The sequence below is a fragment of the Roseofilum halophilum BLCC-M91 genome (assembly GCF_030068445.1).
Lineage (GTDB): Bacteria > Cyanobacteriota > Cyanobacteriia > Cyanobacteriales > Desertifilaceae > Roseofilum > Roseofilum halophilum.
Genome location: NZ_JAQPOK010000027.1, coordinates 44,553 through 55,821, shown reverse-complemented (window position 1 = coordinate 55,821; position 11,269 = coordinate 44,553). Strand labels below are relative to the sequence as shown.

At 44.6% G+C, this 11,269-nt stretch carries 7 protein-coding genes; 2 read left to right on the top strand and 5 right to left on the bottom strand.

The window, feature by feature from the left end; translation table 11 throughout:
- Nucleotides 1-300: 300 nt before the first annotated feature.
- Both PJF56_RS03705 and PJF56_RS03700 read right to left on the bottom strand, forming a co-directional pair.
- The gene (locus tag PJF56_RS03705) at nt 301-897 is read right to left on the bottom strand and encodes a cobalt-precorrin-8X methylmutase (protein ID WP_283761299.1); all 597 of its coding nucleotides are present in this window, start codon (nt 895-897) and stop codon (nt 301-303) included.
- On the bottom strand, nt 894-6,173 hold the full coding sequence (locus PJF56_RS03700; RefSeq protein WP_283761298.1) for an AAA family ATPase: 5,280 nt from the start codon (nt 6,171-6,173) through the stop codon (nt 894-896). The genes PJF56_RS03705 and PJF56_RS03700 overlap by 4 nt, the downstream gene beginning before the upstream one ends.
- Nucleotides 6,174-6,490: 317 nt before the next feature.
- Between PJF56_RS03700 and ftsH3 the strand changes: the two genes are divergently transcribed.
- The gene (ftsH3, locus tag PJF56_RS03695) at nt 6,491-8,329 is read left to right on the top strand and encodes an ATP-dependent zinc metalloprotease FtsH3 (RefSeq protein WP_283761297.1); all 1,839 of its coding nucleotides are present in this window, start codon (nt 6,491-6,493) and stop codon (nt 8,327-8,329) included.
- Nucleotides 8,330-8,417: 88 nt separating this feature from the next.
- Here the strand turns inward: ftsH3 and PJF56_RS03690 are convergent, their stop codons facing one another.
- The gene (locus tag PJF56_RS03690) at nt 8,418-8,789 is read right to left on the bottom strand and encodes a hypothetical protein (RefSeq protein WP_283761296.1); all 372 of its coding nucleotides are present in this window, start codon (nt 8,787-8,789) and stop codon (nt 8,418-8,420) included.
- Between the two features lie 249 nt (nt 8,790-9,038).
- Here PJF56_RS03690 and PJF56_RS03685 point away from each other — a divergent pair, with 249 nt between their 5' ends.
- Nucleotides 9,039-9,929 (top strand): phosphodiester glycosidase family protein, encoded by an 891-nt coding sequence (locus PJF56_RS03685; RefSeq protein ID WP_283761295.1) that lies wholly within the window; start codon nt 9,039-9,041, stop codon nt 9,927-9,929.
- Between the two features lie 11 nt (nt 9,930-9,940).
- On the opposite strand, the gene ureG is transcribed toward PJF56_RS03685, so the two are convergent.
- A complete protein-coding gene (gene ureG / locus PJF56_RS03680) occupies nt 9,941-10,534 on the bottom strand; it encodes an urease accessory protein UreG (RefSeq protein ID WP_283761294.1) in 594 nt (197 codons plus the stop codon).
- A gap of 21 nt (nt 10,535-10,555) precedes the next feature.
- The gene (locus tag PJF56_RS03675) at nt 10,556-11,230 is read right to left on the bottom strand and encodes an urease accessory protein UreF (RefSeq protein ID WP_283761293.1); all 675 of its coding nucleotides are present in this window, start codon (nt 11,228-11,230) and stop codon (nt 10,556-10,558) included.
- Nucleotides 11,231-11,269 lie beyond the last annotated feature (39 nt).

Sequence of the window (11,269 nt, the reverse complement as noted above, 5' to 3'; positions counted from 1 at the left end):
CTATACAGCGCTTTTCGATGTTATGAGGTACAGTTATCGAAATTTTAAGGGTTGAGTGCCTTCCCATGAAAAGCCTGAAAAATGGGGATTATAGCGTGAAAAATGGTTTTCCCATTACCAATTACCCATTACCCTTCTGCCGCGCGAAGCGCTGTATCCCTCTCCCGTGGGAGAGGGACTTTCCCCCTTCTCCCTTCGACTTCGCTCCCTTCGGCTACGCTCAGGGCAAGCAGGGCAGCGCCTGTGGGAGAAGGGGGTAGGGGGATGAGGGGCAATCGTTAAATCACTCATTTAGGTTTGCTATAGATGGATCAAAGCATTGACAATGGCTGCCGCCACGGGCGAGCCGCCCTTGCGCCCCTTAACGATAATTTGGGGAACTGCCAACTGCGCCAAACGGGATTTGGATTCCACCACTGACACAAACCCCACCGGAGCGCCAATAACTAGGGTAGGCTGCACCCTCCCCTGTTCGATCTCCTCACACAGGGCTAACAGAGCCGTGGGTGCGTTTCCGATCGCAAAAATGCCTTTTGGAAACTGACGGGCTAATTGGAGCATTCCCGTCTCTGTGCGGGTTTTTCCCGGTTCTGCTTCGGGGACTGCTTCGACTGCCACCCAGAGAGGGTTATTAAAGGTTTGAGTGACTAAATTGCGAATTCCCATGTGTACCATGGAGACATCGGTAATGATGGGATATTGTTGGTGCAGGGCATTGATACCCGACTCAATGGCGGTTGGACTAAACCAGAGCAAGTCCTTAAACTCGAAGTCGGCGGTGCTATGGATAATGCGACGGGCGATCGCATATTCCTGGGCATTTAGAGTATGGGGGCCGATTTCGCGATCGATCATAGCAAAACTTTCCAGGGCGATCGGATGTTCAAATTTCTTCATCGCTGCTTCAAAACCACCAAAGTAATATCATCAAACACCTTATGGTCGCCAATAAATTCTCGCACATCCTCAACCACCTGTTCCCGAATCTCATGGGCTAATTTTTGCCGATGTTCCTGCACCACCCGACACAAACGCTCTAATCCATATTGCTCCTGTTCCCTATTTTCCGCTTCTGTAATCCCATCCGTATACAATACCATCACATCTTCAGCATTTAAATCAATAGAGTGTTGACTAATAAAATCTGCAATTTGGTCATCTAACCCAATCGGAAAACCCAAATCAATTGTATCAATTAACTCTATTTCCCCATGAGAACGAACCACAATCGCCTCCTCATGCTGACCGCTTAGTTTCACCCTCCCCTGATGATAATCCAAAATTGCCAACGTCATATTTTTATCACTGCTCATCCGTTGCAAATTGTCATACAAGGTCTGATTGAGGATATCTAAAAACCGCACCGGATCGGTTTCATTCACCTTCTGTAGGGTGCGAATTGCCGTTTGAGCCATCAGCATCAACACCCCACTTTCTAACCCATGTCCCGTCACATCTCCAATCCCAATTTTCAGCCGCTCTCCATCCTTGAGAACATCATAATAGTCTCCCCCTACCTCATCGGCCGGTTGCATATATCCAGCAATGTCTAAACCGGCAATATCCTCTAACTCTTCAGCATTGGGTAGCACCATTTCCTGAAGTTTTTTGGCTACATCTAACTCTGAACTTAACCGTCTATTATCTGCCTTGAGTTTCTCATTTAAGATGCCAATTTCCTGATTCGCTAATGCCAGTTCTGCGGTACGTTGTTGTACTTTTTGTTCTAAGTTTTGGTAGAGATACGCATTTTCCAGGGCGATCGCCGCTTGTCCCGATAACAACTTAATCATCTCTACTCGATTCTCCGTAAACGCCCCCACCGTCAGATTATTTTCTAGATAGACAATACTAATTAACTTTCCTTGACTAATCAGAGGAACACACAGAATTGATTTCGGTTGACATTGTTTAATATAAGGATCGTTGATAAAGTTACCCTGATTCGTCGCATCATTAAGCACCACACTCTCCTGCGTCCGACGGACATAATTAATCAGACTCTGAGCTATTTGAGCATGGTCTTCTACAGGAATTTCTTGTAATACCTGAATCTCATCACAATCTAGAGTCTGGGAGGCTTCAATCGTTAACCGATCTCGATCTGCCATCAGTAAATATCCACTCTGCGCTCCGGCATTTTGCATAATAATCTTCATCAGAGCAATTAACAGCTTTTCTAAGACAATTTCCCCAGAAATCGCTTGATTTGCTTTGAGGACAGTCGATAAATCCAAGGACACACTAGAATTGTTACTGGTAGAAATTCTAGTAATAGAAACACTACTCTTTTGTGAATTAACCGATAAACCTAACAACTCTGGATAAAGTTTCTCCAACTGCTCCGTTTTAGCCATTGCTCCCCAAACTCTATATCCATAATAAGCCTGTTGTATATAAATTTGAGCAAATTTCGGCTTCTTGAATTTCAAGTAAAACTCAGCAGCCAGTTCATTAGCTAAACTTTCTTCCTGAACATAATCATTTTCATGGGCTGCTGCAATCGCACGATCATATAAATCCATGGCTTCTAAAGTATTTCCTAAAACCTGAGCTACTTCCGCCTCAACTAATAAATATTTATGCAAAAAGTTTTCGGAGCAATTATCCACCCATTTTTTCATCCTCACTTGATTTTTTCGGACTTTTTCTATGGATTGTTTTTGACTTTCCAGATCGGCATCAGGATACAAACGCAAGAGAGTTAAAGACGAATAGAAGTTGTGTTGGGCAACTGGAATGCTAATGGAGATAAAAGGGAGTAATTTTTCCGCTTCTGACAAACAATCCAGGGCTTCATCCAGTTTACAATACAGATAATAGGCTTTAGATTTGATGATGTAATAATAACAAAGTACCATGAAATTCTTACATTCTATCCAATTATTTAGAGTAACGCCTTCTGCTTTTTCTCCATCATCAAATGAATCAATATCTGAAGTTAAACCTCTTAAGTTCAGAATTACCAAATGAGCTGCCCATAACAAATCCTTTGCTAATTGATGACTGCTCTGCTCTGTATACAAGAGATATTTTTTGATTTGCTCTGTCATCTCGTCAAGCGGTTTACCTTGATAAAACAAGTTATAGCAACCCACCATTATCGTATATCCAGCATAGTGGATATCGCCAGACTCTAAAGCTAATGCAAACGCTTCATCATTGAGGGGATCGGCATATTTTAAGTGTTTATTCCACCCATTAATATAAGTGGCAAATACATGAAGAACTTGACATTTTGTTCCCCCATGATTAAATCGTTCAGTGAGATCGATCGCTAAGGTTCCAAATTCATAAGAAAGGGCATACTCTTCTTCATTTGCCAAAAACATGCCATAGGCAGAAAATCCAAAAATTGAGTCAATGACCAACCCATACTTCAAGGACATTTGAACCAACTTTGTGCTAACAATCCACCACATAGTTGGATTGGTCAAAAACATCGATGATGTTCCACAGTGCAGCAATTTCATTGCCATTTGTTTTTCTGGATCGGTACATTCTTCAGACTCTTCTAGCTCGGATATTTTGCGATATCTCAAATGAGTTTTAATATTTTTTATTTCCACATCAAGACAAGCTTGTAGTTCAATTGTATCTGCCGTTGAACTGGGAAAATAAATCCCCAATAAGTCCAAAGCAGTCGTTACATTAACAATCGCTTCTTCATACTTAGTTGATAGAGTATTTTGCACGCATAGAAGCCTATAAATTTCACATTTATCTAACGTTGATTGAGCTTTTTGTAATGTGATATCCGCCCATTTTTCAGCTTCATCATAATTGTAATTCAAGTATTCAACTTCACAACGCTCCTTATGAAATTCAAAGGTTAACTTATAATGCTTTTCCCAACTGTCATCACTCAATTGATGCATACCAGCTTTCAGGTATTCTAATGAACCCATATAGGCGGCTGATGATTTGGCCTTTTTACTTGCTTCAAGATTTAACTGAGTAATTTTATTTTTTTCTTCAGCATTAGTGAGTCTATCAAAACCAATATTCAAATGACCGACAATATCAAATATTTTTTCTAATTGCTCTTCTTCAGAGCTACTTTTGAGCAACAGTTGTCCAATTTTTAGGTGAATTAATGGCTTCTCTTCTTCAGGAATTAAAGCATAAGCAGCTTGTTGTACTCGGTCATGTACAAACCTGTAATCTTGAATCAAAAGTTCTTGATCTAATTCCGATAAAGATAAAACTAACCCCGATTGAATTGCAGGAATTATGCAATTAAATACGTCAGGCGCAGGATTTTCTGAGACAAGAGATAAGGTGGTTAAATCAAAATTAGCGCCAATACAGGCTGCTAGCTTTAAAACTTCCTGGGTACTCAAGGGCAGTTTCCTTAACTTCCCAATCATCAATTCAACCACATTATCTGTGATATTTTGAGACTTTATTTTGTACAAATCCCATTCCCATACTTGGTTTTGATAATTAAACTCAATCAAGTTTTCAGAGTATAAGTTGCTTAAAAATTGATTGACAAAGAATGGGTTTCCTTGTGTTTTTTTAAAAATCATCTTGGACAGTTCTTGAACCTTCTCATTCTCTTGCATCACTGTGTCTTCGATCAGATGTCTAACGTCATTTATAGCTAAATTTTCCAAGGTCAATTCATGAATACCAATTTGATTATCTTTGAGCTTATTCACCAAAATTATAAAAGGATGGTTTACATTTACTTCATTGTCTCGATAAGCTCCAATCAATAATAAGTTTTTTAGGTCTTGATCCATCACGATCAGTTCGATTAACTTTAAAGTTGCTCTATCTGTCCATTGGAGATCGTCCAGAAAGATCGCTAGGGGATGTTTCGGACTACAACAGGAGCGAATAAAGTTTTGAAAGACTAAGTTAAACCGGTTTTGTGATTCGGCTGGCCCTAATTCATCTATGGGAAGTTGGGGGCCAATAATCAGTTCAATTTCTGGAATCACATCAACGATTACTTGTCCATTAACACCCAGAGCATCTAAAAATTTACTTTTCCATTTTTCCAAGCTTTCTGGACTTTCCGTGAGCAGTTGCTGTACAAATGCTTTGAAGGCAGCCACAATTGCCGAATAAGGGACATTGCGCTGGAATTGATCGAATTTACCGGCGATAAAGTATCCCTTTCTTTGGGTAATGGGTTTGTATATTTCTTGGACTAGGGCTGATTTACCGATGCCTGAGTAACCGGCTACTAGCATCATCTGACTGTGCTGGTCTACTTGTTCAAAGGTGTTTAAGAGTTGCTCGATTTCTTTTTGTCTGCCGTAGAGTTTTTGGGGAATTTGAAATTTGTCTGATAGGTCTTGGCTTCCTAGAGGGAAGGGGTCAATTTTGCCCTCTTGTTCCAGTTGAGTCAGGCAGGTTTCTAGGTCGGCTTTTAATCCCCAGGCGCTTTGATATCGGTCTTCGGCGTTTTTCGACATCAGTTTGCTGATGATGTCCGACAGAATGGGAGGGATTTGGGGATTAATTTCGGTGGCTAATGGGGGTTCTTTGGCAATATGACAGTGGACTAATTCTAGGTCATCTTGGGTGGTGAAGGGCAGTTGATTGGTGAGCCGTTCAAAAAAGGTTACACCAAGAGAATAAAAGTCGGTGCGATAGTCTAGGGAACGGTTCATTCTCCCGGTTTGTTCTGGGGAGATGTAGGGAAGGGTTCCTTCGAGGGTGGTGGGGTTTTTGAGGGTGGGGTTTTCTTTGCTCAGTTCAGTAGAAATGCCGAGGTCAATAATTTTGAGTTCTTGGGTTTCGGTGTTGAAGACGAGGTTGGCGGGATTAATGTCTTTGTGGATAATATTTTCGGCGTGGAGTTGTCCAAGACAGTCGGCTATTTTGATGAATAGGGATAGCTCGTGATGGAGGTTCAATTCTGACTGGTTTGCTTTCCAAGTTTTTAAAGATTCTCCGCCGAAGTCTTCTAGGATAATGACTAGGGTATTTTTATAGGGTTGCAAGTCGTAGGCTTTTACCACTCCTGTTAGGTTGATTGAGTGGGTGAGTTCATATTCTTGTTTGTAGCGTCTGAGTTCTGAGGGGGTGGGATAGTTTTGTTTCAGGAGTTTGAGAATTACGGGTTGCCCGTCAGTTGCTCGGATAGCGCGATAAACTTCTGAGTTGGTGCTTTCGTAGAGTAAGTTGAGGGTTTGATAACCGGATACAGAGATCATGGGTTGGAGTTTTCAGGAATTTTAGGCTATTTTATCACTCTTATTCTGAGAGTTAAAAAGATAGAGCGATCGCCCCTTAGTGGCGGGTAGGGTATGGTTTTCCACACTTGCTCCCCTATACCACCCGTTTAATGGCCCATCATCATAAAATCGTTAAACTCTGCAATCCCTGATTCAACTGGGAATGCAGAGCGATCGCTGCTCCCCATTATTGAGCCGATCGCTCACAGTTTCGTAATATTCGTTAATATAAGATTAATAATCACGAACAAAAGCCGTCTTAATACCCGAAAACACAACAGGAGGATCAAACAGGCGTGAACAAACGGTGGAGAAATGCGGGACTATATGCTTTGCTGGCGATCGTCGTCATTGCTCTGGGAACTGCGTTGTTTGACCAACAACCCCAACCCACCCAAACCTGGCCCTACAGTCAACTGATTGACGAAGTAGAAACGGGACAGGTCGAGCGGGTAAACCTCAGTGCTGACCGTACCAGAGCGCTAGTGACCGCAGAAAATGGTGAAAAAATTCTGGTCAACCTTCCCAATGATCCAGACTTACTCAACATTCTCACTCAAAACAATGTTGATATCTCAGTTTTACCCCCCAGTGATGATGGGGCTTGGGTGCGGGCCTTAAGCAGTCTGTTCATCCCTATTTTGCTGGTTGTCGGGGTGTTTTTCCTCCTCAGACGGGCCCAAAGTGGCCCCGGATCTCAGGCCATGAACTTTGGCAAGTCTAAGGCTAGAGTACAAATGGAACCCCAAACTCAGGTTACCTTTGGCGACGTAGCCGGGATTGAGCAAGCCAAATTAGAGTTAACTGAGGTCGTAGACTTCCTGAAAAACGCCGATCGCTTCACGGCAGTCGGCGCTAAAATCCCTAAAGGTGTCCTCTTAGTTGGCCCTCCCGGAACGGGTAAAACCCTACTGGCTAAAGCCGTAGCCGGTGAAGCAGGCGTTCCCTTTTTCTCCATCTCTGGGTCTGAGTTTGTAGAAATGTTTGTTGGGGTAGGTGCTTCCCGCGTCCGAGATTTGTTTGAACAAGCCAAAGCCAATGCTCCCTGTATCGTCTTTATTGATGAAATTGATGCCGTTGGTCGTCAACGGGGTGCAGGTCTCGGTGGTGGCAATGATGAGCGGGAACAAACCCTGAACCAATTGCTGACGGAAATGGATGGGTTTGAAGGCAATACAGGCATTATCATTATTGCTGCCACTAACCGTCCTGATGTGCTGGATGCGGCTTTGATGCGTCCGGGTCGCTTTGACCGTCAAGTGGTGGTAGACCGTCCGGACTATGCTGGACGCTTGGAAATTCTTAAGGTTCACTCTCAGGGGAAAACCTTATCGCCCGATGTGGATCTCGATAAGATTGCTCGTCGTTCTCCTGGGTTTACGGGTGCAGACCTGTCTAATCTTTTGAATGAAGCGGCGATTTTGGCGGCTCGTCGCAATTTAACTGAGATTTCCATGGATGAAATCAATGATGCTATTGACCGGGTTCTGGCTGGGCCGGAGAAGAAAGACCGGGTGATGAGCGAAAAACGGAAGGAGTTGGTGGCTTATCATGAAGCGGGCCATGCTTTGGTGGGCGCTCTGATGCCGGATTATGACCCGGTGCAGAAGATTAGTATTATTCCGCGCGGCCGTGCGGGAGGGTTGACTTGGTTTACGCCGAGTGAAGACCGCATGGACTCTGGATTATACAGCCGTTGTTATTTGCAAAATCAGATGGCGGTTGCTCTGGGTGGCCGACTGGCTGAAGAGATTGTCTTTGGTGATGAGGAGGTGACCACGGGTGCGTCGAATGACTTGCAACAGGTGGCACGGGTGGCTCGGCAAATGGTGACTCGCTTTGGAATGAGCGATCGCCTGGGCCCTGTGGCATTGGGTCGTCAGCAAGGGAATATGTTCCTGGGTCGCGATATTGCGGCCGAGCGGGATTTCTCGGAAGAAACGGCAGCCGCTATTGATGATGAGGTGCGGAACCTGGTCGAACAGGCCTATCGCCGCGCTAAGGCTGTGTTAGTCAATAACCGGGCTGTTCTTGACCAGTTGGCTCAAATGCTGGTGGAACGGGAAACTGTGGATGCGGAAGAACTGCAAGAGTTATTGACCCATCATGAAGTGAAAATGGCGGCGATCGCTTAATTTCACCGATTGCTATTTTCCATGATTGATTAAGGGGTAGGGGTGTTCACCACTCCTACCTTTTTCGCTCCAAAGTTCACGCGATCGCCTATTCTTCTGGCTCTGGTTCTGGAGTAAATTGCGCTAATAGCTCTTCACGAGAGCGTTGTAGCAGCAGAGGGGTGAATTCTTGTGAAGGCAGAGCGGCGATCGCCTCTATAATTGCGGCCAACTCCTCATCCACTTCTCCAAACCGAGCTTGAAGAAGATTATCAATTAACTCGAGGGTGGCTTCTTCACGTCCTTCTTCACGTCCTTCTTCACGCAGTTGGGCGATCGCTTCTTCATAGAGTTGAGTTAAAGTCACGATTAGCTCCCGATCATCTGGATCTGGTTCTTGGTTTTGCCGCGTGGCTAAAATGGTTAAAAGTTCGTAGACTAATTTTATCACATTCGCTCGCCAACGATTCCCTGAAGGCAAGGCTTCGAGTTCTCTGATGGCTTGTTGTTGCGGCGATATCTTGGCTGGTTTCTACAGTTCCGAAACACGAGAGCAGTTCACTGAGATATTGTTTGGCAAATTGGTCATGGATAAATCGGGTCACGGTGGTCAATTGTGCAACTCTGATGAGATCATTGTATCAGGAGGGGCGATCGCCAGGCTAGATCGAGTCTTGACCTTTACAATGGAGTCAGAGGGTTGTTTGAATCGTATCTATGATTCTGATATATGGCTTCACACTATAAAAGGCTGGGGAAAATTGGATTAATTACCCTTGGATTACTGTTGAGTATTCCTGGGGGAATTTATCTAATTTTATTACTCTCCCGTCCGGCTCGTATCCCCCAGGTACAGGAACTGTTTCCGGGAGTCATTTATACCCGTTTGGTGCTATCAAACCCGCGTCCTTTGGTGATTCATCAAGTCAAAATTGATTTAAATACGGCTTCAATGCAACCCTTGGTGACTCCGGGCGATCCGCAGCCCGATGGTATGGAAATTAGCGCTCGCACAACCTCGGAGTTTGTGCGGGAATTTGGGGTGAAGTTGGCGATCAATGGTAGCTTTTTCTATCCCTTTGAGGTCAAGTCCCCTTGGCAAGTTTACCCCGAAGGGGGCGATCGCGTGGGAATTTCTGGCCAGGCGATCGCCAATGGGATCGAATATTCCCCAGTCAATGGGGGTTGGCCGGTTCTGTGTTTCCTCTCTTCTCCTCGCGCAGTCATTCCCGGTAGCGATGCTTGTCCCCCAGATACGCAACAGGGAATTGCTGGAGGTACTATTTTAATTTGGGATGGGGAAGCGGTTCCCTTAAGTTCGGGGTCATTTTATGATGGTGCTTATCCTCGGACGGCGATCGCATTGGATGCATCGGGAACTCAAATATTTATTCTGGTCGTAGATGGCCGTCAACGGTTTTATAGTGAGGGCATGTCTTTACCGGAATTACAAGCATTATTGGTGGAATTGGGGGTAGATACGGCCTTAAATTTAGATGGCGGTGGATCGAGTACCCTAGTGGTTGCCGATCCTCATCTTAGGGTTCTCAATGCACCCATTCACACCCGCGTTCCCCTGCGTCAGCGTGCTGTGGGCAATCATTTGGGGTTTAAAGACTGAGTAATGAGAGGTCAAAGATAGCGCTCAATAAACTGAATTACGTCTGCTAGTCCAGTATTATTTTTAAGGTTGGTAAAGATAAAGGGTTTATCGCCGCGCATTTTTTTAGCATCCCGTTCCATGACGTTGAGATCTGCACCGACTAGGGGCGCGAGGTCGATTTTATTAATCACTAATAAATCCGATTTGGTAATTCCGGGGCCGCCTTTGCGGGGTATTTTATCACCAGCAGCGACATCAATAACATAAAGGGTAATATCGACTAATTCTGGACTAAAGGTCGCGGCTAAATTATCGCCGCCACTTTCGACAAAGAGCAGATCTAAATGATTAAAGTGTTGCTCTAGTTGCTCGATCGCCACTAAATTAATCGAAGCGTCCTCTCGAATTGCTGTATGGGGACAGCCTCCGGTTTCTACCCCAACGATGCGATCGCCGGATAACGCTCCCGATCTCACCAAAAATTGGGCATCTTCTTGGGTATAGATATCATTGGTCACTACGGCAATTTGATACTGGTCTCGCAAGGTTTGACACAGTAAATTCACTAATGCAGTTTTCCCCGATCCAACGGGGCCAGCTACTCCCACGCGCAATTGAGTCATAAGCAAACCAGAGCCATTGTTTTAGCTTCTAAAGAGTCGAGTATATTGGGTTTCATGGGCCATGCAGGAGAGGGCAAAACCCCAGTTACAACTATAAAGGTTATCATCTTCTAAAGCTAGAATTTTGTCGGCGATCGCCCGAATATGGGGATGAAGCTCAAAGAGCAGTTTTTGACCGGTGGTTTGCCCCAGGGGAATCAGCTTAACTCCCGCAGCGATCAGGTTAGAAACCCAAGTTTGCAGATAAGCTAAAAGCGCATCTGCGGGGGAAATCTGCCAATGATGAGCGGCGATCGCAAAAACTAGGGGATAACTCCATTCTGGCCCCAAGTCCTGTACAACGGGTGCAAGATCCGGTTCCAAGGTTTGCAGCAGCAAGGAGAGCGATCGCCCCATTTGCACCGTTTGTTGTCGTAATTCCTCCGTTTCTCTCGTCGCTAAAAGCCAACGATTCCAATACCTTAACCTCTGGTTATCTTGTTGTTCCATCGCTTCCCATCCCCGGATTAACACTGCACCATCGAGCCGGATAGAACCTAATCGCAAGCTATCCCTTAACCAACCCCCCAAAGAAGTTTCATCGGTAATTTTTCCCTGTTCCACCCAGGTTTCTAAGCCTTCGGAATAGCTATACGCCCCTACAGGTAAAGTGGAGCTGGCTAATTGCAAAAAGGATAATAAAACAGAATCATGCATAATTTACAGCCCTTTCCTTGCGTCGCGGACATGAAACGC

What these genes read in the sequence shown, in the direction of transcription:
- PJF56_RS03705 (WP_283761299.1), bottom strand. Translation starts at nt 897, where the DNA reads ATGAAGAAATTTGAACATCCGATCGCCCTGGAAAGTTTTGCTATGATC.
- PJF56_RS03700 (WP_283761298.1), bottom strand. Translation starts at nt 6,173, where the DNA reads ATGATCTCTGTATCCGGTTATCAAACCCTCAACTTACTCTACGAAAGC.
- PJF56_RS03685 (WP_283761295.1), top strand. Translation starts at nt 9,039, where the DNA reads ATGGCTTCACACTATAAAAGGCTGGGGAAAATTGGATTAATTACCCTT.
- ureG (WP_283761294.1), bottom strand. Translation starts at nt 10,534, where the DNA reads ATGACTCAATTGCGCGTGGGAGTAGCTGGCCCCGTTGGATCGGGGAAA.
- PJF56_RS03675 (WP_283761293.1), bottom strand. Translation starts at nt 11,230, where the DNA reads ATGCATGATTCTGTTTTATTATCCTTTTTGCAATTAGCCAGCTCCACT.